A 23,178-nucleotide genomic window follows, 5' to 3' on the forward strand; every position below is an offset into this window, starting at 1 on the left:
CACTATATAAGGTATATTTCCCATATAAACACAAACAATAAATCATAAACAAGGCATCACTAAGTATGCCAGGTTGGAAGCTGGCTTGGGAGGGTAGCATTAAGGAATTTCCTGACCTTACCGAGAGGGTTTGGGTCACGGAGCGACCACCGGGTGGTTGTTACAACTATATAGCATTGAGGGAGGTTAGGGGTAAGAACGTGACGTATCCACACCCAGTATTGATATTGCCGGGCATGACGTCGCATGGAGAGCAGTTGATCCATGTTTCGTGGCATGGAATACAACCAATAGAACCAGCGATACCAGACTCCATGATACCCATATACCTAGCAAGGCAGGGCTACCTGGTATATACTATTGATTACAGGACTCACTTCGTACTTCCAGATGTTAAGGACTTATCATTCATGGTTGATTGGGGTTGGGATGCATGGTTAAGCGATATCAGAGAAACAATCAATATGATTAAGGAGATTACCGGTAAGGATAAGGTCGTACTAATTGGGGAGAGCTTTGGCGGGATTGCCTCGATGAACTACGTAACGGCTTACCCAAACGATGTGAGGGCAATAGTGCTACTGGATGGTGTGCCAATAAGGTCCTCCGTGCTCCAGGCACTACCCATACGTAGCATTGAGGAGCTCAGGTCAAGCAAGTTATACGCAGTCCCCTCAATCTTAACAGGCGCTAAATACCCAGGCAGCATCATGAACACGGTATGGCTCAAGGCATTATACAACCCAACACTACCAAGCCCAGAACCCGGCTTCAGGACATTGAGTGACTACCTAATGAACATAGCCTATAACCAGGGACTGGCAAACCCATACTCATACCCAAACTCACCACCCCAAGCCATATTTGCCGTGATGGCAACGCTAGACCCGTACTGGCCTACGAGGCTGTTCATAGAGCCAATGGACCAGTTCAGGGCTAAGTACACGGAGGTTAAGGTACCAATACTCGCAGTGATAAGTGGATTATTCGGAATGAGGGCTGCCGACATCGACCTTATGAGGAGATTAACAAGCGACATAATAATACTTGATGGCTATGGACACCTAGATGTTTATGCAAACCCGAATAATGTTAAGGATGTTAATGAGCCTGTTCATAACTGGCTTGTTAGGGTTAAGGATTGACTGGAATTAATAAAAAGCAAATTTAAGTCCCCTGGATTTTCATCTTTAAGAAAGGCCATGGGCATTACGAAGGTTAAGGTGTTAATAAAGAACCCGGAGACTGGGCGAGTCGTGATGTGGAGTTGATAGTGGATACCGGCAGTGTTTTACCTGGATTAATAAGGATACTCTGGAGTCAATTAGCATTAAACCGAGTAGGGTCAGGCAGTTTAGGACCATAGATGGTAAGGTGGTTATGAGGAGTGTTAGCTTGGTCACAATTAGGTATGAGGGTGATGTTGAGGTGGTATTTGGCGAGTCTGGTGATGCGGAGGTCCTCGGTGTTACGGCACTCGAAACATTGGGCTTAGAGATCGTCTCAGTTAGTGGTAAATTGAAATATGTGGGTCACCTGGCACTGTAGATAAAGGCCTAATGACCTCCTATTTCTAAAGCCCTTAGGTTATTTCCTTTAAGTCATTTTCCATTACGTCTCCTCCTAATGATAAGTACTACTATTGCGCTAATTACGGCTATTATTACCGTATACATAATCGCCGTGAGCAGGTAATTAATGTACCAGGTCACAGTTATACTCATTGGTTTACTGACAGTGATTACGAGCCCAGGCTCACTTAGAAACACTCCATCACTAAATACCGTGTTAGGTTTAATCGTAAGTATCTCACCATAGTAAAGCCACTCAGTCATATTAGTTGTGTAAGTACCGTTGACGTTAACGGGGTATTCACTATATACCGTAACGAGGTACTGACGCTCAAAATTACTCAGGGATATGCTGAGGGGTGAATTAACAATAATGGTCTCATTACTACCAAGGTAGACCAGGCGTGTGCCATTACCTAACACGTAGTACCTAGGCACGAAGATTAATAATGCGGAACTCCTATTTGCCCATGCCGTTATTGAATAACCACTGATGTTCTGCAGCCCAGATAGGGAAACTATTATGGGCACGGGACTACTCACATTGACTTGGTACTGCTTCGTCCAATTAACAATGACTGTGTATGGATTATTAATTAGCAGATTAGTGGTGTTAATAGTAATTACGTGGTAGAAGCTAGTCCCTGTAAGGTATATGTAATAGGCATTAAACACCAGTCGCGTCTTATTACCGAGATAATAAATTTCTGGTTCATTAAGTGTTACCACGGAATCAGAATTGTACCAACCACCCTTACCATTAAGTAATCCGCTTACGTCATTGATCGTAAGCATATACTGTAACGTATAATTAATATACACATTGGTTGGTCCCTGAAGTGTTAAACCCAATGGATTTGCATTGATTGTGTATGAGCTGTTAATTATATAATCCGTAAATACAAATCTTGATTCATCAGGAACGATGGACACCATACTGGGTTCATTCAGTATTACCGTACTATTCACGGTATAAATATTGGTAATCGTGCTTTCATTAATGGGGTTAGTAATTATTAGCGGTATAAAGTACGTATTTAAGAACGCTAAATTCTCAAAGCCATTCACAATATTAACACTGCCATAACCAATAGGTATTACGTGAGCATTATATATTATTTCAGCGGTATCAGAGCCGAAACTCCACATAGACGGTATTGGCGACAAGTAGTAATCATATGGATACGGCCATGCAAAATAAAGACTTAGCGATGAGTCCAGTGAATTGGCGACCGTGCATTCGCTATTCCATGGTCCGGCAATAACTAACTCGGCATCAATGGGTAATCCTCTACCATCTTTTGTCGGTGAAACCTCCATATACGCTGATGTGGCCGTTATTTTTATGGTTACGTTGTCGTACCATGTTGTTGTTTGTCCGTTTAGTGAGTATCCGAAGGCTGCCCATGGGTAGCCATTACTATTCAACCCAACCTTAATGACTAGGTATATTGTGAATGGCAAAGACACCGACTGGGGCTGCTCAATGCCCCAATCATAGTAATACTGTTCATTACCTACAGCAGTACTTGACGTGGATATGGCGCCATTACCATTAATTAACGCCGAATTAAGTATACTACTACCACCTGTTTGATTCCATATGTTATCAAGAACCTGGAACTGATCACTCTGAGAATTGAAACGTACAACATCCTGCAACCAATAATACTGAGCATTACCGCTAGTTGTGTTTACGATTAATATGGTATTAAGTTGAATGCTAAACCAGTCATTACCTGGTTCTACAGAGCCTGTTAGGCATGAGTTAGGTTCTTGTGTTATGGCATTATATATTGTTGTTTCGCCTACGAACTCGTTCGTCTTATAGCTATAAGCCATATATTCATTGCCAACCTTCATTATTCCATAATCAGCGATACCCATTGGGTTAGCCCATTGTATGCTTGGTATCTTAGTTATCATTACTATGAAATTTACCAAGGCAGCGTTGTTTCCATTATTTAGTACCACCATGTAATAAGTCCCTGTCTCATTTACGTAGTAATAACCCGTGATATTACTACCACTTATAGAGTATAGATACCCGCTGAGGAATTTCCCAGTAGATGAGTAATTGTTAAATTGTTGCTTTGTCAGTATGTAAAGAGTTATTGATGAATTGCTCCAAACACCAAAATCAATATAATAACCACTTGTTAAATTCCAATAATTATAATGATACCAACCGGGTAATAAAAGCACTATATTACTAGTTATGTTGTTGCCGAAATACCCCAGTGAAGTGTATGGTGATAAGCCTACAAATTTAAACATGGTCACTGGAGGTATCTTAATCGTATAGCCCAGCAATTCATTAGTTGCGTAACTTAATACGGGACTTATGATTAGCAACGTGGTAAAGCTAAGGATTAATAATTCCAGAAATAATGGTGCAGTATTATTTCCCATAATTAATTAGTATTTTGGAAATAATTTATAAGAATTATTTCCTTTGGGTAAATAAAAAATAGAGTGTTAGGAGCTATCGAACCCTTAATGCTAATTGATAGATTATTGCCGATATAACTATTATAATGCCCATCACGATCCATAGAAATTGATAGCTTGTATTGATGAGAATAATCGACGCCACCATTGGGGCAACCGCACCACTTAACTGCCAGAAGAGGTTAGTAACGCCAGCAACACTACCGGCTAATTCGCCGCCGATCTTGGAAACGGCGGTTGAGTTTGCTGGCGTTATTACAAACCTGATAAAGCCCATGGACGCCGCCAACACCATTAGTGGTAATTCCCTGGTGACCACGGCAAGCAACATTGTTGAAACTCCGTAAAGCGCCTCGAATAACGATAAGGTATTCCTAACACCCAAGCCTCGGATTATATAGCCAGCGATTAATGTCGATGGAATACCCAGTAATGCGAGGAGCGAGTAAGCGAGACCAGCCACGTAATCGTTAAGTCCTATTGATAGGAAGTACTTATACGCGTATAGCGTTATTGTCCAGTATGACATAAAGAATAGAAAACCAGAGAGACTAATAACTATAACGTCACTATTCCTCAATAACCTAAGGTTTAATGCGCTACGTGCATTACTGCCATAACCCCTAACATTAATGGGCATGTATAGTGAGGCTATGATTATTGAGGTGAGGGCGATTATGTAATAACTCCACCTCCAACCAAGGACAATGCAGATCTCAGGTAGGGTAGCACCGGCAAGCACTATGGATAATGGCCAGGCGATGCTGTAATAACCCATGGCCACCGGCAGTTCAGGGCCGCTGAAGTTAATGGTCAATAACTTCACGGTTGCTGGGTAAATCCACCCAGCGCTCAACCCCATAAAGAGGCTGGCCACATACTCAACCCACATGGTACTAGCTACGCCAGATACTAAAGATGATGCCGCTAGGCCTATTAATGATATCACGATCACGTACTTAGGACCCACCCTATCTGAGATAATCCCGGCAGGTACTTGGACAACCACATAACCTATGAAGAATAATGAGAAGACAATGCTATCTTCAACAATGGTTGGCTTCAACGATGAGTATGTAGATACAATACTCCAGGCAAGCCTAGAGAAATAGCTCATGAAGAAGGAAGCCGACGCAACTCCTACCACGTACATGTCCCTAATCCTCATGCCCCTAACATAGAGTTGGGTCTTGACCTATTTATGCCATTTCCCTAAAGTGTTCGTGCAGCGGCGGCGTAGATTGGGTCTATTATTGAGTACTCATCATCCCTCTTCTCAACGATACTCATATTCACCAGCATATTGGCTCCGGAGAAAAGAGCATTTAAGTGCAACTTAGTTAATTTAGTTTTCACGTTAATTAGGGTTATTAAACGTTTAACTAAGTATAAAAGGGATTCCATACTGACGTAGCATTGATGGCAAAGCAGAGGAGTAGTGAGTTGATGAGGAATGCCACGGGCTTTCTTGGTTCACTGTATAATTCATTGGCTGGTCAGGCGCCGGCTTACAGTATAGCGGGTGGTGCAGCCCTAATAATGGGCAGCGCATACGCAGCGGCGCCATTAGCAATGTTGCTCACGTTGCTTGGCGTACTAGCTATCGTCTACTCAATATTCGTGCTCGCCCGTAAATACCCACATGCAGCGAGTTTCTACGCTTACGTGACGAACACAATCAATGCAAGGACGGGCTTCGTGAATGGCATCGTTTATGCGGTGTTCTATAGCATTGTTGGTGTTGGTTCGGTCGCCATAGCCTTCGCATACCTCGGCACGGAGGGCATATACGCAGTAACGGGCCACGTGATAAACCCACTAATCTTATTACCAATACCCATAGTCCTAGCCCTGGTACCCGCGGTCCTCGGTATAAGGCCGAGCATAAGGACTGAGATGACGTTGACCAGTATCGAGATAGCTATCCTATTAATATTCGTAATCCTCTCATTCGCAGCAAATCTTAATAGGCTCTCGGCATTACCATTCACGGTACAGGGAACCTTCGCAACAACACCCACCGGCATGTTGGCAGCATTGTCGGGAGGCCTAATCTTCGCAATAACCTACTTCATGGGCTTTGAGGTGAGTACGCAAATATCTGAGGAGGTTAGGGACCCGAGGAAGAGCGTGCCAACGAGTACGCTGTGGGCCACGGTATTCATGGGAATACTATACATACTAGTCACATACGCAATACTACTTAACATAGGCTACACACAAAGTGCCATTAATAACTTCGTGAGTATGGCCGAGGGCATGGGCCCGAACCCGGTCTACACATTGATAGGGCATTACCTGGGTACCGCAGGACTAGTATTATTTGCAATAAGCGTTATGCTCAGTGTGTTCGGGTGCTACCTGGCCACGCTAAATGCAACCGCGAGGATGCTCTATGGAATGGCAAGGGACGGATTACTACCCGCCTGGCTCGCTGAGACCCATCCCAAGTATAAGAGCCCGCACAAGGCCCTTTACCTAAGCACCGCTGTGGCTGTATTAACCATAGTGCTCGCATACGCCGCAGCATACGTGAGTGGTTACGTCAAGCCCCTGGAGTTGACTTATAATGCCATGGAGGATGCCTACGCCATAGACTCCCTATACTACGTACTAAGCCTAATACTCGTGGCGGCGGGAGCCCTGAGACTAACCACCTGGGGTGGCAGGATAGCCATAGCCATTGGAATAGCCATACTCGCAATAACCTTCTACTACTCAATAGTGAGTACTTGGTACCTGGCTATATTAATAGCGTCGATAATACTCACGGTAGCCGTATCATACGCCATAAATGCCAGGATAAGGAGAATAAAGGTAACGGTATGTCCATATTGTTAACGTTCAATTTAAGATAATGAGGTAATAAAGCTTAATAATGTATTAATCAGTTTATTCAAAATGCCAAAGACATCGAAATGTGGTAAGTTTATTTGCTTAAATAGTGACATTAAATTCCTGCTTGGTGTTAATTATTTTCCAAGAAAGTCAAACATAAAGATGTGGAGTAAATGGAATATGGACGATATCCGTAACGAATTAAATGTAATGAGAAGCCTTGGCATTCGTGCAGTAAGGTTCTTCATTATTGCCGAGGATTTTATGGACAATTATGGAAATATTAATGAAGACACGGTAAGAAAGCTTAAGGAGTTTCTGGACTTACTTAGGGAGTATGGTATAATTGGATTTCCAACACTATTTGTGGGTCACATGAGCGGGAGAAATTGGAGGGTACCTTTTCTCGTGAATGGTGATCCTTACGATGAAGAATCGATTACTAGGTTTACGCAATTCGTGACTAACATCGTGAATGAGCTAAAAAACCATGAGGCATTGGGTGGTTGGATATTAACGAATGAAATAAGCCTATTCAAAAGGCCTGAAAACAGAGATAGAGCCCTGGCATTTTTATCTGCCGTAACAAGTGCAATAAAGAGGATTGACCCCAATCACGTAGTATCGTCCGGCGATGTATTTTATGGGCCCATGCAGGAGGAGCCAAATGTTAGGGGTATGGTTGATTACATAGGTCCTCACCTATACCTTTATCATGATGACCCAGTACTGCATGGTTACTTATATGGCGCTCACCTAGACCTGGCGTCTAATGGTGGCTCATCACCCGTGCTCCTTGAGGAATTTGGCTTTAGCACGTTACAGTATCCCGAGGAATGGCAGGCTCGTTTTATAAACGAGGTCCTATATACGGCTATTGCGCATGAATCATCAGGTGCCTTTATATGGTGTTTCGCGGACTTTATAAATGATAAGGACCCACCATATGAATGGAGGCCTTTAGAGCTTGGCTTTGGAATAATTGATAAGTTTGGTAAGCCTAAACTAGCCGCGGATGTTGTCTCGGAGTTTTCAAAAACAATGATTAATCTCGAAGAATTAGGACTGTATAATAGGTTTAGGCGAATGCCGAAGACGACGGTAGTAATTCCATTTTATGCATATAAAGATTATGAATTTGTAAGCTATAAGGATTATAGCAGCGTACTTATGTCGGACATTTTATTAACAATGGTTGGTGCGCAGGTAAGGGTTGTTTATGAATTAGATCGGGAGAGGATTGGTGATGGTCTTGTTTTAATGCCTTCAGTTCCTCTTGCATTAACAAGTACATGGGATTACCTCCTAAGTAGTGTTAAGTCAGGTAGTAATCTATATGTCTCGTTACTTAGGCAGTCATTTCATGAATCGCCAACCCACCTATGGGATGAATTATTCGGTGTTAAGCCATCATCGTGGGCCGGGAGCAAAGGCAGGGTAATAAGTGGTAACGTTAAAATAAGCATTAAGCATGACTTTGGATCACTAAGGGCTGGTGATTCTCTATCAATAACTGTGGGTAATCCCACTTATCTATATGAGGTTAAGCCTACGGACGCTACCGTAATAGCCACGCTTAATGACGACTTACCTGTGGTGTTCATGACCAGAAGAGGTAACGGCGTTGTCATTTTATCGATAATACCATTCGAACATATAATCACTGTCACAGGGAAATACATGGAGGTTTTACCATTCTATAAAGCACTTATTGATTTAATGGGGTCTCAACAAATAGCTTATTCCTCATTGCCTGAGTTAGAGGTTCAGACATTTTATGGGGATAACGAACATTTACTGTTCATAATTAATCACTCCATAAATGACGTAGTGGGTAGCATTAAACTAAATGGTAAGGTGAGTAGAGTTGAGAGGATTGGGGGTCTTGGAGATGTGAAGCTGAACGATAACGTCATTAATGTAAACATTGAACGTAAATCAGGGCTAGCATTAAGGATTGAGTGATTAGTATGGTTAACAAATCAAGGTCAGGCTTAATGAATGCGTTATTAAGTACGGCCCGCTTTTATATTCAGTACGTACATAAGCCTGAGGTTGACATGGGTTTTGCCTTAGCTCTAATTTCCTACATATTAAGGGCTATTGCCTCTGGATACTTAATACCAATTGCATTAGCAAGGCTCACTAACTCAATGGTTAAGGAAAATTCCTCATTCTTCCTCACAAATTCCGTTATTTATTTCATAATTACCATGATTATTGTATCCTTACTATACGCGTCTTCCGAATGGTTATTTAGACCCTTTTGGAACAGTATAGCTAAGGCTATTGTTAATATTAAAGAGCTAATAATAAATAGGGTTAGTAATGATGGAATTGACAGGCTAAATAATGGTGATATTAACGATATCATTGGTAGGATTGTAAATGATGTTGATTTTGTGATGTGGAATATTGGTAATATGTATAATACCTTTATGCCAAATATACTCACTGCATTAACATCGATAATAACGATAATGCAGTTAGACCTACTAATTGGAGGTATTGCATTGGTTCTCGTACCCCTATCAGCGTTGATAATCGAGCCTTATGTCCGGGGTGTGGAGAATGCCAGGCGAATTGAGAGGAGTGCGTATAGTGAGTCAATACACAGGGTTGAGGAATTTCTCAAGGGGGACGTTAATAACGTTGATTTAGTCCGAGGTTCATTACGTAAATGGATCAATGGAATATCTAATCAAATAAAGTGGGATAGGGTTTATTGGTCATCGGCGTTGGCATATGCGTATGCGACGCCTTTACTATTATCCGGCCTGGGCATTTATAGGGTACGAACTAATGAAATGTCGCTGGGTAGTTTAATAGGCATTATATACGCTTCATTGAATGCCTATCCATCATTAATAAATGCGTTATGGGGCATATGTTTATTAGCTCAAAACGTGGTGCCGATCAGGAGAATCGAGGAATTGATTGAAGACTAGAGGATAAAATGCATGGTATATCATCTAACTATGCTAATATTGTATATCCTCCAATAAATCTCACTGCTGTTGATGTACATATTGCCAAACTCACTGCCTAACTCTATATCCATGAGCCATAGATTGGAAACATTATCTGGGCTTTTCCATATTGATGGGCACTTCTGTGGTAATAATGTCACCATGTAGTTCAAGAACGGGGCCAACCATACACCAATATTACCATTTCTATACCCACCATTAACTGGAACAAAGGCTATGTATGTCCAACCAGCCCCATGATTACAATTTATCAATACCATGAAGGTCTCATTAATTAGGGTTCCGTTTACGTAAATCGGTATATTAACGTTAATACCCGTATAGGCCCATTGAGTATTATAACCACTATAGTAAAGCCAAATCATCATCTCAGCATCACCTGGCCCAACACCAGTTACGTTTGGATCCCTGAGAAACCAAATATCATATGCCCAATCCATAGGTGTTGATGGACTATGTATCAGTGTGTAATTTACATAAATTCCTAGGTTAGGGTATGAACTTAATAAGTCATTTATCCTTTGCGGTAAATTAATTATCTCATTTACCGGCGACTTAAACCACGGACTTTTACCAACGAGGAATATCTCTGGGTAACCCCAGACCTGGCTCTCTGGACTTTTCAATACAGCATTACTTAATAACGCATAAAAGCAAAGTACACCCTTATTAGGATTATATGTCATCTTTGCATAGCCCTTACTAAAGTTTGCCAGGTTCCACATGTTTATGTATATCTCATACTTGTTATTACTCCACGCTATTATATACGTAGATGGTCCAGGTAATTCCAGTGAAGAGTTCAGAGTTAAACATGTATAGTTCTCTCTACAAATACACCTATTACTAATCGTTCTCGAACCCATCAATGTCAATTTGTTAGTGAGGAAAAATATAAGTACTATAGTAAGGACGATAATAATCACTAATATTGATGAAATAATTACGTACCTACGATTTACGAGTGTCATTTAATCGCCATGAGCCCTGGCTTTCTCCATATAAGTGGCAACGCACTAAATGATTTGGTTTTACACTGACTATTTTTGGCTTTACGTTAATGCATACATCACGTGCATACGGGCATCTAGGTTGAAATACGCAACCAACGAGGTTCACCTCCTCTATCTTTTCTAATTCAATTTCCAATTTCCTATCAAACTTCCTATCAACCTGGGGTATTGAAGACATTAATAATTGAGTATATGGATGCAGTGGGTTCTCAATAACCTCCTCAGAATCGCCATACTCCATGATTTCCCCTCTATAAAGCACAAGTATCTTATTGCTTATGTAGGATGCAAGTGACAGGTCGTGGGTAATAAATAGAATTGTTATCCTCCTCCTAGCATTTATATCATGAAGTAAATTCAGTATCTCAATCCTAAGCGATGCATCTATCATGGAGACTGGCTCATCCGCTATCAAAACCTCAGGATCAACTAAAAGCGCTCTCGCAATCATTATCCTCTGTAATTGGCCACCGGAGAATTGATGCGGGTACTTACCAAGAGTCTCATTTGCCCTTAGTCCAACAAATTCAAGGGCTTCTTTAATACGGTTATAAATATCACGTTCACTAAGATGATTAAAGTAATTCTTAAGTGGCGCCTTGAGTACACGATCCACCTTATGAACAGGATTAAATGATGCGTATGGATCCTGAAATACGGCTTGAACCTCTCTCCAATACCTTCTATTATCTATTTCACTTAAATCAACTCCTTTATAAAGTACCTTGCCGCTTGTTGGTTTCTCTAGCTTAAGTAATATTTTAGCTAATGTAGACTTCCCTGAACCGCTCTCGCCAACGATCGATAATACATCGCCCTTACTAACGTTGAATGTCACATCATTAAGAGCCACGATCTTGCTAGTACGGAAGAAACCAGCCTCGAACGCCTTCGTCAAGTTCTTAACTTCATATATGAATTCAGTCATTGGCCATCACCCTTAGCGAATAACCAGCATGTAACTGTGGTAGAACCAACCTTAACTAATGGTGGTTCTTTCTCTTTACAAATATCCATCCTGTAGGGGCATCTATCGTAGAAGCGGCAACCCTTAGGCGGATTCACTAAGCTTGGTGGCTCGCCTTTAAGTCCCTTTAACCTAATCTTGTTTATGTTTGTGCCGTACTTGGGTATCGACATGATTAATGCCTTGGTATATGGGTGCAACGGCTCCTTAAGTACGTCGTTGGCATTACCAACTTCGATAAGCTTACCAGCATACATTACCCCAATTTTATTGGCTAATTGCGCAATTACACCAATATCATGCGTTATGAAGAGCATTGACTTAACTCTACGTGATTCAACCAATTCATTTAGGAACTGAATAACTAACCTCTGTGTAACTACATCAAGCGATGAAGTTGGTTCGTCAGCGATTAGGAGATCTGGATCAAGTATTGTACTTATCATAATACTAACCCTCTGTCTCATGCCGCCTGATAATTCAAAGGGATACCTATCAAGGACCCACTTTGGAAGGCCTATCATTGATAATCGCTCAGGGACTCTGGAATTCATTATTTCCTCAATCTTTTCATCACTATCAATGTGGGATTTAAGGGCATCCCTAAGTAGACGCTTAATCGTTATTGTTGGATTAAGGGCATCCATCGCGAATTGAGGAATTAGCGATACGTGTTCCATGCGTATTCTTCTCAATTCCTCATTACTCAGTTTAAGTATATCTATGCCCTTAAACAATACCTTACCATCCACAACCCGGAGAGGTGGTTTAGCTAATGCCGAAATAGCTATGGCAAGGGTGCTCTTTCCTGAGCCACTTTCACCAACGATTCCTAAAACATCATTCTCATTAATAATAAATGAGACATCATCGACGGCCTTAACGGAAAGTCCGTTTTCAAGAAAATAATAAGCCTTCAACCTCTCAACACTTAATACATTCTCAGCCATTAAATCACCCCCTCAACCTTGGATTAAATATTTTGTTTAACCCCCTAACCATTAATATTAATGCTAGTGTCGTCCAGGCAGTTAGGAAACCAGGTGGTACATACCACCACCAAATACCGTAAGCGAATGCCGTCGCGATGACAGACCAATAAAGCATGGTACCCCATGTCGCTATTGAGAGAGATCCGATACCAAATAAGTTGAGCGTTACTATGGTCATTATTGCGGCATTAAATTGAATTATATATACGATTACGACATACGGCAGTATAACAGGTAAAATCTCGCCGAAGGCGATCTCAAACGAATCACTACCATTAAGCCTAGCCACATTTATGAAGTCACGAGCCTTTATACTCCTCGTCATGGGATCAACAGCCCTGACTGTCCAGCTCCAACTAAATAACCCTGTGAGTGTAGCTACTAATAAATTCGATATTTTAGGTCCAATGACGATCGAAAGTATCATAACGAATAAAGTAACGGGTATTGCGATGAATAGGTTCGTGAAGAAATTAATGATGTCGTTGATCGTTCTACCGAAATAACCAGCTATAACTCCTAAGACTATGCCTATCGCGGTCGCTATTGCACCTGCCATGGCAGCAATAATTAACGTCGCTGGGGTAGCGAATAACAACTGACTCCATACATCCTGCCCATAGAGTGTCGTGCCAAGGAGATAATGTGAACTTGGTGGTACACCAGGTGGACCAACAACTGCATCTGGGTGCTTATATGGCGCAATTATTGGTCCTATTATTGCTAGTATAATCACTGGAAGGAACATTATAAAGCCTGTTAAAAACGACCTATCACCAAATATTGACCTAAATAATGACTTAATCTCACTAATCTCAGGCATATGTACCCACCCTCACCCTTGGATCAATAATAACATAGACAATCTCAATTAGGAAGTTTGCAATTACCACCATGGTTATCACGTAGAACAGAGCACCCTCCATTAAGAAGTAATCAAGGTTTGTTATGGCATTCCAAATGATCCAGCCCATCCCTGGATACATAAATATGAACTCCACGGCACCTGCACTGACAAAAATCAAGCCCAGGTTAATGGCTAGGCCTGAATATTGAGGTAATGACGCATTTCTATAGGCATAATTCCTAATAATATCGTACCTAATGCCCAAGGATTCGGCATAAGTTATATAATTACTACCAAGCTCACCAACGATATTAGCCCTCATGCCAATGGCCCACTGTCCAATGGACACCAGAAATACCGATAAGAACGGCAATATCCACTCCTTAAGGAATGTTGATATAAAGTTCCACGTAAACGTCGGCATTGTGAACGTGTACTCTGATGTGAACGTTGATGGAAGTAATTTTAGATAGAATGTAAAGACCGTTATCAGTAGCATTGCGAGCCAATAGTACGGCGAATACGCAATGAAGTATAGGATGGGCATTAATATTCTATCAACATGCCTATTAAAGGCGGCTATAGCGCCAAGCTTATTACCAACCCAAAATCCAAGGAATATTGCCGGAATGAGCAGTGCAAGGTCATAAAATACGATGCTACTTATTATTTTAGCAACTGGTTCAGGAAATAACCATGCAGAAATACCGAAATTACCCTGAAAAATACCCTTCCAATAATCAATGAATTGAATGTATAAAGATTGGTTCAGCCCGAAATATTGATAAACAAAATTATACAACTTCTGAAGGGCCTGAGGTGAGTAAGTCCCTGCTGAACCAATGGCGGCACTTTCTAACCTACCAACTATTATATTAGCAACATTTATTGGTAACAACCTAGGCAGTAGAAAAACGAGACTATTAGCCACGAACCAAATTAATACGTAAACAAAAAATCTCCTAATTAAGTATCGAACATAAGTAGCAACCATAATTAATGATTGATTCATTAAGCGCTTTTAAGCTTTAGGTAGTAAAATTAGTAATTAAGGGTGCTAAGAGTATACTCTTAACACCCTTAATATTTAAATGCCTTTACCATACTTATAGATTCCCTGATGTTAAGTAAAGTGTCCCGTAAATATGTACTAATAGCAACAATAACCCTAACTATAGCGCTCGTATTAGTACTTATCTCAATACCAAGTAGCTACGCTCAACAGACGCTGACCTTTCCGAGAAATGAAACACTATACATAGGTGGCGCTATGTGGTCGCCACCAAGTAATGGCTTTAATCCAATAGTTTATCCGCCAACAAGTGAGGAGTTGTATCTTGTATATTTAACATTGTTTACCTATGACCCATTTAATGATTCATTAATTCCATTACTTGCTCAATCATTAAGCGTATATAATTCAACGGCAGTTATAATCAACCTTAGACCGCAGGCCACGTGGTCAAATGGCCAGCCTGTTACGGCTCAAGACGTGGTATTCACACTTGAGTTAGGTAAGAATTACACATGCACAAGGTGGAGTTGGGTGTGGGGTACCTGGACCGGTGCGTTGAAAAATGCCGTTGCCCTTAATCAGACATCGGCCATGTTGGTGTTCGTTGGTGAAATTAATTGGTACGCCCTCTACCAAGAGATATTAACGGATATGCAGGTGGTACCAGCCAGTGTTTGGTCAAGCGTCTCTAATCCATGTACATGGACAAACCCACCAGCAACCTCGCCGCCATACACAATAAGTGATGGGCCATATGAAGGCTATTACTATAGTGATACTGAACAGGTCTACATAAAGAATCCGAATTGGTGGGGTTGGAGTGTCTTTGGTATAAACCCAGATTACCCACCTGAATACGTAGTTAGTATGGTTGCAACAAGCAATGTTCAAGCACCTTCATTAATTGCCCAGGGAATGCTTGATTGGAATGGCTTCTTTATAATGAATGTTTGGCAGTATTATAATGAGAGCTTCTATACGTTCTATACGCACCCGCCGTATCAGGTACCAATAAATGTAGTTGCATTATGGATTAATTACCAGCAGTATCCATGGGACATACCGGCAGTTAGAAGGGCAGTCGCATTTGCAATAAACACGACAGAATTAGCTGTTATTGCTGAGAATAACCAAGAGAGTCCTGATGGCGCATGGCCAGGCCCAACCACGGAGTTATTTAACGCCTTTGGTCCATATTTCCAGGAGGTCATTAATACGACAATACTTAAGGAATATGGTTGGTACTATGACCCAAATGAATCTATAGCAATATTTGAGAGTTTAGGATTCCATAAGAATGCACAGGGTTATTGGGTGACGCCAAATGGCACGGTGCTTTCATTAACAATAATGGCACCAGCGGGTTGGACTGATTGGGATGAACAGGCAGAGTTGATAGCCGAGATGTTACAGGCCGTCGGTATTGACGCAACTGCCGTTACGCCTAGTTGGTCAACATTCTGGTCAGATCTTCAGACCGGTCAATTCCAAGCAGCTCTATGGAACCCAAGTGGTCTATTACCGGTGACGTACTTTAATAACTGGGGATATTACTGGGGTTGTGTTTCACCAACCATTGCTTGGTGCGACTTCGAGAGATTTAATAACTTAACATACAATTTATTAGTTCAGCAATTAATGTACACCAACCCAAGTAACTTAAGCGCTGTATTACCACTCTACTCAAAGCTTGAGGAGATATTCCTACAGACTGTTCCCGTTATACCATTAGTATATGGTTCGGCATGGTACGGATACTCAACTAAGTACTGGGTTGGCTGGCCTAATCAGAATAATCCAGGAGTTGCGTGGCCGTCACCTTGGTCTGGTTCTGGTGAAGTATGGGTTGTGCTTGGGCTGAAGCCTGTATCTGCCGTTAAGCCAAAGCCTGCTGTTTCCATTAGCTCATCATTACTTATAACAGTAATAATTGTTGTGGTTGTTATAGTCATAATAATTGCGATTGTTGCATGGCTAATCACAAGAAGGAGAAGAAGGTAAGTCATTTAGCTTAAAAGATAATTAAAATTAAATATATTTTTATTTATGTAATGATTAAATATATTATTGATGCTATTATAAACGATATGAAGTAGCTTATGTCGGCACCGCCAAGGGCATTGGCTACTGGGCCTACGAAGGGTATTAAACCTCCTGTCGCGGCGTTTAGGTTCATGAATGGTACCGAGATTAATAAGCCGATTACGTAGGCGAGTAGTGCCTTCCATATTACCTTCGGTCCGTTTTCCACGAGTTTCCAATCCCTGGTTTTATTCACGTAGAACATCACTAGTAGTATGCCGATCCAAGGCGTTATCCAGTAGTCTAGGAATAGTAGGAATCCCTCGTAGTAACCCACGAAGTTCAACCCACCGAGTACTGCCATTACCGTGCCAACCACCGCGCCGGCTATTAACGCTTGCCACCTCCTTGCCTTATTGTAAATTGCCAGGGCTGATAGGGAGTTGGTGTATATGTTGAGGACATTGGCAGCCAGTGCGCCTAGGAATAGGGCTATCACGGCTATTATGGCGTAGGCGACCCCGTAATTACCCATGAACTGGACAAGCACGGTCGGTAAGCCACTGGTGTTCCCAGTGGCTGCGCTGACGGCGAAGCCCACCACCTCACTCCATAGGCTGGCCAATAAGCCTCCGAGGGCCGCATAGGCTATTATCTTCGTTCTACTCGTGTTCTCCGGCAGGTAACGTGAGTAGTCGCTGGCGTATGGGCCCCACGACATTATGTAGCTGAACACCGTCGCCAGTGCTATTGCGAAGTTGAATGGATTGAAGGAGGCAGTCCTTACATAAGTGCTCAGTAGGTGTGGCTTTGACAGTGCTAGGGCTAGGGAGACCGCGAACATTATGCCCAATATTATTGATAGTACGTACTCAGACCTATGTATTACATCGTACCCAAAGAGTGCGATTATGAATTGAGTCAACACGGTTATGAGGATTGCGGCATAAAGTGGTATTGCTGGGTCTACGTAATTAATTATGTAACCACCAATTATCGCATTCACCGAGAACCAACCAAGGGTGCTAACCCAATTCGCTATTGCGAAGGGTAGGTTCCCAACCCTACCGTATGCAGCCCTTGAAATCATTATCTGTGGATAGCCGTAGGCAGGCCCCATGGCCGCCAAAAGCCCGACCAATAGTCCACCTAGTACATTGCCAAGTACTAGGGCGAGTACCAGCCAGGGAATTGGTAGACCCAGCATGTATAGTATTGGGCCAAGGGCATAGTCGGCTACGGTTAGGTTACTCGCAAACCACAGCGTGAATTGATACATGGTCTTACCATGCCTCATTGAGCTTGGTATGTGCTCTATACCGAGCCTTTCTATTATCGATGTCATTGGACAGAGAAGAGCAAATGGGGAAGTAAGCATTATATGGCAAAAATTGCGGTGACTCAGCACGGCTTAACTAAGTGGGCTGGGCAGAAAATGCCAAATTATCTCTTCACTATAGTGCTATAATGGATTATTACGCGGATTACCTCTCGATATATGATGATAGGTATGGAGTGATTGATTTTAGGAATAAGGACGTGATCGATGTCGGCGCATTCATTGGTGACACGGCAATTTACTTCGTAATGAGGGGTGCAGGTAGGGTTGTGGCTGTCGAGCCTCATCCTAAGGCATTTAAGGAGCTTGTTAGGAATATTAGGTCGAGGGAATTAATTAATAGGGTGATACCCATCAATGCAGCACTTAGTAGTATCTCCGGCGTGACATGCGTTCCCGTGGACATGGACCTGGGGAGTATAATGGCTACTTACTTCGGGCCTGTGGTTAATGATTACATGTGCGTTAATGGGGCTCGGGTCAAGTTAGTCACGCTGGGTGAAATTATTAATGAGACTGGCATAAACACTGATGTTTTAAAGATGAATTGTGAGGGCTGTGAGTATGACGTTATACTTAACGATTATGAGCACGTCAAATTATTCAGGGAGTTAATCTTTGAGTACCACAGGTGGGTCACTGGCATACCAGTTAAGGAATTACTCAACGTATTGAACAGGGACTTTGAGTGTGCCTTTATTGGGCATGTTCATGAGGATTATGGCTATGTTTATTGCCGGAGAATAACTTAAAATCAATGAATTAATTTCTCATAAGGCGATGATAGAGCTTATTGAGAAGGTTAATGGCCTTATTTATCAATTAAAGATATTCATGCCCATGGAGCCTGGTTACGTATTTTCATACGTAGTAAGGAGGGATAATGAGTGTGTAATGATTGATGCCGGTTACCCAAATACTGAGCTCCTTAATCCATTAATTAATGAGTTGAATAAAATACCGAGTTGTCGGTTAAATCTGTTATTCATTACGCATATGCACATTGACCACACTGGTTTAGCTGATGGGTTGCGCAGTAGGCTTGGGTTAAGCATTGTCATGCATAGGAGGGATTATGAACAACTTCTGAAGATGCTTGACAGGGACTTATTCATTAAAGAGTTCCTTGAATTACTAATGCGCTACGGAGTTCCCAATACTGAGATGGAACTCTATAAGAACGTAGCTAGTGGTTTATCGAGTAGAAGGAAATTGAGTATGTTTAACCCGGACATCATAGTTAATACGGAGGAGGAACGCATTGGGGGAGCGCATGTATTATTAACACCGGGTCATTCACCGGGTCACATATCGATAATACTTGATGACTATAGGCTTGCATTTACGGGCGACTTAATATTACCAACAATAACAACGCATGTTGGCTTAACCCCAATAAACCCAGGTAATCCACTTCGTGATTACCTGGACTCAATTATCAAGATTAAGAGGGCGGGTCTTAAGTGCATATACCCAGGACATGAGGGCGAAATATGTAGTGTTAATGATAGGATAAATGAACTCATTGCGCATAGGGTCTCAAGGCTATGTGAAGCGTTGAATGTGTTGAGGGGTAAGGAATTAACCATATTTGAGATTGCGAATAGGCTCAGGTGGATGGATAATAAGAAGTACGTAGACCTCGACCTAATGAATAGGTACATGGCATTAACGGAGACCGCAGCCCTTATTAAGTACCTGGAATCATTAAACATTGTTAGGGTGAATGGCGACTATAAGTACGGAATCGCTAAGGAGGTTGCGTGCGATATTAGGGAGTTAATACCACAATTAGGTTAATTAGGTTCAGAGTTACTAATTTATCAATGGATTTTGAGGATATTGAGGAGTTTATTCTCAGTAAAATTAGGGAGTCTAGGTTGCCGGGTCTGAGTATAGGCATTATTAAGGGTAATGAGTTGGTTTACGCCAGGGGCTTTGGCTTTAGGGATATTGATAAGGGCTTACCCGCAACACCGCGGACAATTTACGGAATAGGTTCAATAACCAAGTCCTTCACGGCACTGGCAATACTTAAACTCGCGGAAGAGGGTAAGTTAAGTCTTGAGGATCCCGTTGATAGGTACGTGCAGGTTAAGCTAAACCCATTAGGTGTGGTTACAATACACCACCTACTGACTCACAGCAGCGGCTTGCCAGCACTTGGCTACGCGGAGGCCTACATAAATGGTGTACTTGGTCTCGATAGCAATTGGCTACCACTGGCCACACCTGAGGATGTGTTGTCATTTATGAGGAATGCGGCTGATTGGGCAGTGGCAAGGCCTGGTGAGAAATTCTTTTACCTGAATGAGGGTTATGTAATACTGGGCTTAATAATCAGGAAGATTAGTGGTATACCCTATGAGGACTTCGTTAGAGAGAAGATACTGAAGCCACTCGACATGGATAGGACATACTTCAAAGCCGATGAGGTTCTTAAGGACCCTGAAGTCGCCACTCCATACATAATTGATAAGGAGGGTAGGCACTTACCGAGTAAGTTCCCATTTGGAATAACGTCAGATGGTGGGTTATTGAGTAATATAATTGATATGGCGAGGTACGTATCAATGCTAATAAATAGAGGTGAGCTCAATGGCGTTAAGATACTGGGCAGGGAGTGGGTAGAGAGGGCTGAGAGAGGCTACATTGATGTTCCTTGGAAGATAGTCAGTGATGAGAGGTACGGCTATGGACTAATAGTGAGTCAGGACTTCTATGGCAGGAAGTTAGTGGAGCATAGTGGTAATGTGGGTGTTTACACGGCGGATATGGCATATGTACCAAGCGATAGAATTGGGGTCGTTATAATGGCGAATGCCGAGGGCTATCCCCTATCAAAGATGGGAATTTACGTACTAAGCAAGCTGCTTGGTCATGACCCAAGTGAATTAAGGGCTTTTATGATTGAGGAGGTGAATAAGAGGTTAGAGGGCACGTATGAGGCATATAGCGGTACTGTAAAGATCTCAATACAGAGGCAGGGAGACTACTTAATAATGAAGAGCGTGACGAAGTATACTGAGGAGACGACAATACTTGTGCCAGATGAGGTAAGAAGGGATTACGCCAGATTCTACACCCTAATGAATGGGACCAAAATACCTGCTGAGTTCTTTATAGAAGGTAACAGGGTGACCCTCATTTACGAGAGATTTAAATTCATAAAACGAGAATGAGCAGTTAAGGTTTATTCTCGTAGAAAGATTTTTAAAGAACTACGTTATACGATATCCGTATGATTAGAATAAAATTTAACAGAGGTAATATAAGGAGGAGTGACTCGAATGAAGATGCCGATAGATATATGTATATAGATAATGTTCAAGAATACGGTAAGTATTATGCATTTATACGGCGTGTCCCAATGTGACAGTGTTACTTAAGTACTCCAGCGTTAAATAATGTCTGTGATTGTTGGCAATATAAATAATGTTCCTCCTGAGGATGTTTCAAAACTATTAAGAGGGACGAGGGGTTTTTACGTTCAGTGGTTAATAACTAAGGAACATGGTTCTAAATACGCTGTTAGGAGGTTCATAGTTAAGCCTGGCGGTTTTATGCCCCTTCATAATCATAAGTATACTGAGGCTGTTGTAATTCTCAGGGGTAAACTCAGGGTTAGGACTGATGGTAAGATATACGAGCTTGGTCCAGGGGACTTCTTCTTCACAGGGCCGTATGAGCCGCATGCAATTGAGAATATTGGCAATGATGAGGCTGAGTTCATATGTGTTATTTCCTATGAGGATGATATGTCGCTGAAGCCCCTGGAGTGATTGAATGTTTTGAACTTTATTCTTATGATTTAGGGTCAAAACAGCATGTTATATAGTAATAATTAGTGTGATGTAGATTATTTGTTGAAAAATAGTTATTAAGAGGTTATTATAATGCTCAGCTGATGAATCCAATTAATGATTATTTAAAGGATACTGTCAGGGAGTTACAAGGCGAGAAGGCTTTCACGTACCTAGCCAAGGCGCGTGAGGTGGCTGAGAGAAAGGGCATTAAGATTATATCCTTTGGCATTGGCCAACCCGACATACCAACCTTTGATAACATAATAAATGCAGCCAAGAAAGCCCTTGATGAGAAATTCACTGGTTACACAGAGACGGAGGGTATTAGGGAGCTTAGAGAAGCCATTGCTGATTACCTCAATTACAGGTATCACGCCGGCGTTAGGCCTGATGAGGTTATTGTGACCACAGGCACTAAGACGGCTATTTTCCTAGCCATAGCAGCCTACGTAAGGCCGGGCGATGAGGTTATAATACCAGACCCAACATACCCAGCCTACCCAGAGCTCACGAAGTTCTTCGGCGGTAAGCCCATTTACGTTGCCATGAAGTTTGACCCAGAGAATGGGTTTAGACTTAACCTAGAGACCATAGAGAACTCTGTTACCACGAAGACGAAGGCCATTGTAATAAATAATCCGCATAACCCCACCGGCGCCATTTTCAGGCCTGAGGAGGTTATGAAATTGCTTGAGATAGCTAAGGACTACAAATTACTGGTTATTGTTGATGAGATCTATGATAATTTCGTCTATGAACCTGGGGCCTTCAAAAGCGTCCTGGAGCTTGAGCCCGACTGGAGAGACTACGTGCTGTACACCAATGGCTTTAGCAAGACGTTCTCAATGACTGGTTGGAGACTTGGTTACCTGGTGGCGAGTAGGGGGGTTATCGAGCCAATAAGGAAGTTGGCAGCAAATACCTATAGTTGCCCACCAAGCATCGCCCAGAAAGCCGGTGTTGAGGCCCTTAGGAATGAGACATCCTGGAGGAGCTCCAGGGCGATGATCGATCTATTCAGGAGAAGGAGAGATGTAATGTATGAGGAGTTAAGGAAGATACCAGGCATTGAGGTTTGGAGGAGTACGGGCGCCTTCTACATGTATCCAAGGGTTAAGAAAATACTCGATAAATTGGGCATGGATGTTGAGAAATTCGCTGACTGGTTACTTGAGAATTACGGTGTCGTCGTATTGCCAGGAACAGCCTTCTCAGAAACAAATATGGGTAGGGAATACGTAAGGCTCAGCTTCGCGCTTGATGAGGGATTAATTAGGGAGGGCATAGAGAGGATTAGGAAGGCCGTGGAGGGAAATTAAGCAGTGTG

The 23,178-nt window shown here is 42.1% G+C and carries 20 protein-coding genes; 11 read left to right on the forward strand and 9 right to left on the reverse strand.

Going from position 1 to position 23,178, the window contains the following annotated elements; genetic code table 11:
• Positions 1–65: 65 nt before the first annotated feature.
• On the forward strand, positions 66–1,145 hold the full coding sequence (locus VDIS_RS07855) for an alpha/beta hydrolase (RefSeq protein WP_013336701.1): 1,080 nt from the start codon (positions 66–68) through the stop codon (positions 1,143–1,145).
• Positions 1,146–1,380: 235 nt separating this feature from the next.
• Positions 1,381–1,548 carry a hypothetical protein gene (locus VDIS_RS12860; RefSeq protein ID WP_171804851.1) on the forward strand — a complete coding sequence of 56 codons (168 nt, stop codon included), beginning with the start codon at positions 1,381–1,383 and terminating at the stop codon, positions 1,546–1,548.
• 53 nt (positions 1,549–1,601) lie between these two features.
• Here the strand turns inward: VDIS_RS12860 and VDIS_RS07860 are convergent, their stop codons facing one another.
• The 3 genes from VDIS_RS07860 to VDIS_RS12865 all read right to left on the reverse strand — a co-directional run bounded on the left by VDIS_RS07860 (position 1,602) and on the right by VDIS_RS12865 (position 5,378).
• Complete coding sequence (locus VDIS_RS07860; protein ID WP_013336702.1) at positions 1,602–3,983, reverse strand: thermopsin; 2,382 nt, start codon at positions 3,981–3,983, stop codon at positions 1,602–1,604.
• 73 nt (positions 3,984–4,056) lie between these two features.
• The gene (locus VDIS_RS07865; protein WP_013336703.1) at positions 4,057–5,190 is read right to left on the reverse strand and encodes an MFS transporter; all 1,134 of its coding nucleotides are present in this window, start codon (positions 5,188–5,190) and stop codon (positions 4,057–4,059) included.
• Between the two features lie 44 nt (positions 5,191–5,234).
• Entirely contained in the window at positions 5,235–5,378 is a 144-nt protein-coding gene (locus VDIS_RS12865) for a hypothetical protein (protein WP_171804852.1), read from the reverse strand.
• A gap of 63 nt (positions 5,379–5,441) precedes the next feature.
• On the opposite strand from VDIS_RS12865, the gene VDIS_RS07870 reads away from it, so the two are divergent.
• Genes VDIS_RS07870 through VDIS_RS07880 form a run of 3 tightly spaced genes read left to right on the forward strand, consistent with a single transcriptional unit; the run spans position 5,442 to position 9,808 of the window.
• Positions 5,442–6,863, forward strand: coding sequence for an APC family permease (locus VDIS_RS07870; RefSeq protein ID WP_013336704.1), 1,422 nt, complete (start codon positions 5,442–5,444; stop codon positions 6,861–6,863).
• 60 nt (positions 6,864–6,923) lie between these two features.
• Positions 6,924–8,825, forward strand: coding sequence for a glycoside hydrolase 5 family protein (locus VDIS_RS07875; protein WP_013336705.1), 1,902 nt, complete (start codon positions 6,924–6,926; stop codon positions 8,823–8,825).
• A 5-nt stretch (positions 8,826–8,830) separates the two neighbouring features.
• Entirely contained in the window at positions 8,831–9,808 is a 978-nt protein-coding gene (locus tag VDIS_RS07880; protein WP_245522482.1) for an ABC transporter transmembrane domain-containing protein, read from the forward strand.
• 20 nt (positions 9,809–9,828) lie between these two features.
• Here the strand turns inward: VDIS_RS07880 and VDIS_RS07885 are convergent, their stop codons facing one another.
• From VDIS_RS07885 to VDIS_RS07905, 5 genes are all read right to left on the reverse strand, one after another.
• On the reverse strand, positions 9,829–10,716 hold the full coding sequence (locus tag VDIS_RS07885) for a GH12 family glycosyl hydrolase domain-containing protein (protein WP_171804853.1): 888 nt from the start codon (positions 10,714–10,716) through the stop codon (positions 9,829–9,831).
• 85 nt (positions 10,717–10,801) lie between these two features.
• On the reverse strand, positions 10,802–11,791 hold the full coding sequence (locus VDIS_RS07890) for an ABC transporter ATP-binding protein (RefSeq protein ID WP_013336708.1): 990 nt from the start codon (positions 11,789–11,791) through the stop codon (positions 10,802–10,804).
• Complete coding sequence (locus VDIS_RS07895; RefSeq protein ID WP_013336709.1) at positions 11,788–12,780, reverse strand: ABC transporter ATP-binding protein; 993 nt, start codon at positions 12,778–12,780, stop codon at positions 11,788–11,790. The genes VDIS_RS07890 and VDIS_RS07895 overlap by 4 nt, the downstream gene beginning before the upstream one ends.
• Positions 12,781–12,784: 4 nt before the next feature.
• Positions 12,785–13,645 carry an ABC transporter permease gene (locus tag VDIS_RS07900; RefSeq protein WP_013336710.1) on the reverse strand — a complete coding sequence of 287 codons (861 nt, stop codon included), beginning with the start codon at positions 13,643–13,645 and terminating at the stop codon, positions 12,785–12,787.
• Positions 13,638–14,663: an ABC transporter permease gene (locus VDIS_RS07905; protein WP_052885924.1), complete on the reverse strand. Its 1,026-nt coding sequence runs from the start codon at positions 14,661–14,663 to the stop codon at positions 13,638–13,640. Before VDIS_RS07905 ends, VDIS_RS07900 begins: the two co-directional genes overlap by 8 nt.
• A 126-nt stretch (positions 14,664–14,789) precedes the next feature.
• Here VDIS_RS07905 and VDIS_RS07910 point away from each other — a divergent pair, with 126 nt between their 5' ends.
• Positions 14,790–16,685, forward strand: a complete 1,896-nt coding sequence (locus VDIS_RS07910; protein WP_013336712.1) for an ABC transporter substrate-binding protein — start codon at positions 14,790–14,792, stop codon at positions 16,683–16,685.
• A 43-nt stretch (positions 16,686–16,728) separates the two neighbouring features.
• Here VDIS_RS07910 and VDIS_RS07915 read toward each other — a convergent pair whose 3' ends face one another.
• On the reverse strand, positions 16,729–18,051 hold the full coding sequence (locus VDIS_RS07915) for a purine-cytosine permease family protein (protein ID WP_013336713.1): 1,323 nt from the start codon (positions 18,049–18,051) through the stop codon (positions 16,729–16,731).
• Between the two features lie 122 nt (positions 18,052–18,173).
• Between VDIS_RS07915 and VDIS_RS07920 the strand changes: the two genes are divergently transcribed.
• The 5 genes from VDIS_RS07920 (at position 18,174) to VDIS_RS07940 (ending at position 23,170) form a co-directional block, all read left to right on the forward strand.
• Positions 18,174–18,797 carry an FkbM family methyltransferase gene (locus VDIS_RS07920; RefSeq protein ID WP_013336714.1) on the forward strand — a complete coding sequence of 208 codons (624 nt, stop codon included), beginning with the start codon at positions 18,174–18,176 and terminating at the stop codon, positions 18,795–18,797.
• A 28-nt stretch (positions 18,798–18,825) separates the two neighbouring features.
• Entirely contained in the window at positions 18,826–19,845 is a 1,020-nt protein-coding gene (locus VDIS_RS07925; protein WP_013336715.1) for an MBL fold metallo-hydrolase, read from the forward strand.
• A gap of 26 nt (positions 19,846–19,871) precedes the next feature.
• Positions 19,872–21,227, forward strand: coding sequence for a serine hydrolase (locus VDIS_RS07930; RefSeq protein WP_013336716.1), 1,356 nt, complete (start codon positions 19,872–19,874; stop codon positions 21,225–21,227).
• Positions 21,228–21,452: 225 nt separating this feature from the next.
• Positions 21,453–21,827, forward strand: a complete 375-nt coding sequence (locus VDIS_RS07935; protein WP_013336718.1) for a cupin domain-containing protein — start codon at positions 21,453–21,455, stop codon at positions 21,825–21,827.
• A 125-nt stretch (positions 21,828–21,952) separates the two neighbouring features.
• Positions 21,953–23,170 carry a pyridoxal phosphate-dependent aminotransferase gene (locus tag VDIS_RS07940; protein ID WP_013336719.1) on the forward strand — a complete coding sequence of 406 codons (1,218 nt, stop codon included), beginning with the start codon at positions 21,953–21,955 and terminating at the stop codon, positions 23,168–23,170.
• Positions 23,171–23,178: the final 8 nt, after the last annotated feature.

Origin of the sequence: Vulcanisaeta distributa DSM 14429, assembly GCF_000148385.1 — an archaeon.
GTDB lineage: Archaea > Thermoproteota > Thermoprotei > Thermoproteales > Thermocladiaceae > Vulcanisaeta > Vulcanisaeta distributa.

What these genes read in the sequence shown, in the direction of transcription:
- VDIS_RS07885 (WP_171804853.1), bottom strand. Translation starts at nt 10,716, where the DNA reads ATGGGTTCGAGAACGATTAGTAATAGGTGTATTTGTAGAGAGAACTAT.
- VDIS_RS12860 (WP_171804851.1), top strand. Translation starts at nt 1,381, where the DNA reads ATGAGGAGTGTTAGCTTGGTCACAATTAGGTATGAGGGTGATGTTGAG.
- VDIS_RS07920 (WP_013336714.1), top strand. Translation starts at nt 18,174, where the DNA reads ATGGATTATTACGCGGATTACCTCTCGATATATGATGATAGGTATGGA.
- VDIS_RS07940 (WP_013336719.1), top strand. Translation starts at nt 21,953, where the DNA reads ATGAATCCAATTAATGATTATTTAAAGGATACTGTCAGGGAGTTACAA.
- VDIS_RS07860 (WP_013336702.1), bottom strand. Translation starts at nt 3,983, where the DNA reads ATGGGAAATAATACTGCACCATTATTTCTGGAATTATTAATCCTTAGC.
- VDIS_RS07865 (WP_013336703.1), bottom strand. Translation starts at nt 5,190, where the DNA reads ATGAGGATTAGGGACATGTACGTGGTAGGAGTTGCGTCGGCTTCCTTC.
- VDIS_RS07905 (WP_052885924.1), bottom strand. Translation starts at nt 14,663, where the DNA reads ATGGTTGCTACTTATGTTCGATACTTAATTAGGAGATTTTTTGTTTAC.
- VDIS_RS07890 (WP_013336708.1), bottom strand. Translation starts at nt 11,791, where the DNA reads ATGACTGAATTCATATATGAAGTTAAGAACTTGACGAAGGCGTTCGAG.
- VDIS_RS07875 (WP_013336705.1), top strand. Translation starts at nt 6,924, where the DNA reads ATGCCAAAGACATCGAAATGTGGTAAGTTTATTTGCTTAAATAGTGAC.
- VDIS_RS07915 (WP_013336713.1), bottom strand. Translation starts at nt 18,051, where the DNA reads ATGACATCGATAATAGAAAGGCTCGGTATAGAGCACATACCAAGCTCA.
- VDIS_RS07880 (WP_245522482.1), top strand. Translation starts at nt 8,831, where the DNA reads ATGGTTAACAAATCAAGGTCAGGCTTAATGAATGCGTTATTAAGTACG.
- VDIS_RS07895 (WP_013336709.1), bottom strand. Translation starts at nt 12,780, where the DNA reads ATGGCTGAGAATGTATTAAGTGTTGAGAGGTTGAAGGCTTATTATTTT.
- VDIS_RS07925 (WP_013336715.1), top strand. Translation starts at nt 18,826, where the DNA reads ATGATAGAGCTTATTGAGAAGGTTAATGGCCTTATTTATCAATTAAAG.
- VDIS_RS07910 (WP_013336712.1), top strand. Translation starts at nt 14,790, where the DNA reads ATGTTAAGTAAAGTGTCCCGTAAATATGTACTAATAGCAACAATAACC.
- VDIS_RS07930 (WP_013336716.1), top strand. Translation starts at nt 19,872, where the DNA reads ATGGATTTTGAGGATATTGAGGAGTTTATTCTCAGTAAAATTAGGGAG.
- VDIS_RS07855 (WP_013336701.1), top strand. Translation starts at nt 66, where the DNA reads ATGCCAGGTTGGAAGCTGGCTTGGGAGGGTAGCATTAAGGAATTTCCT.
- VDIS_RS07870 (WP_013336704.1), top strand. Translation starts at nt 5,442, where the DNA reads ATGGCAAAGCAGAGGAGTAGTGAGTTGATGAGGAATGCCACGGGCTTT.
- VDIS_RS07900 (WP_013336710.1), bottom strand. Translation starts at nt 13,645, where the DNA reads ATGCCTGAGATTAGTGAGATTAAGTCATTATTTAGGTCAATATTTGGT.
- VDIS_RS07935 (WP_013336718.1), top strand. Translation starts at nt 21,453, where the DNA reads ATGTCTGTGATTGTTGGCAATATAAATAATGTTCCTCCTGAGGATGTT.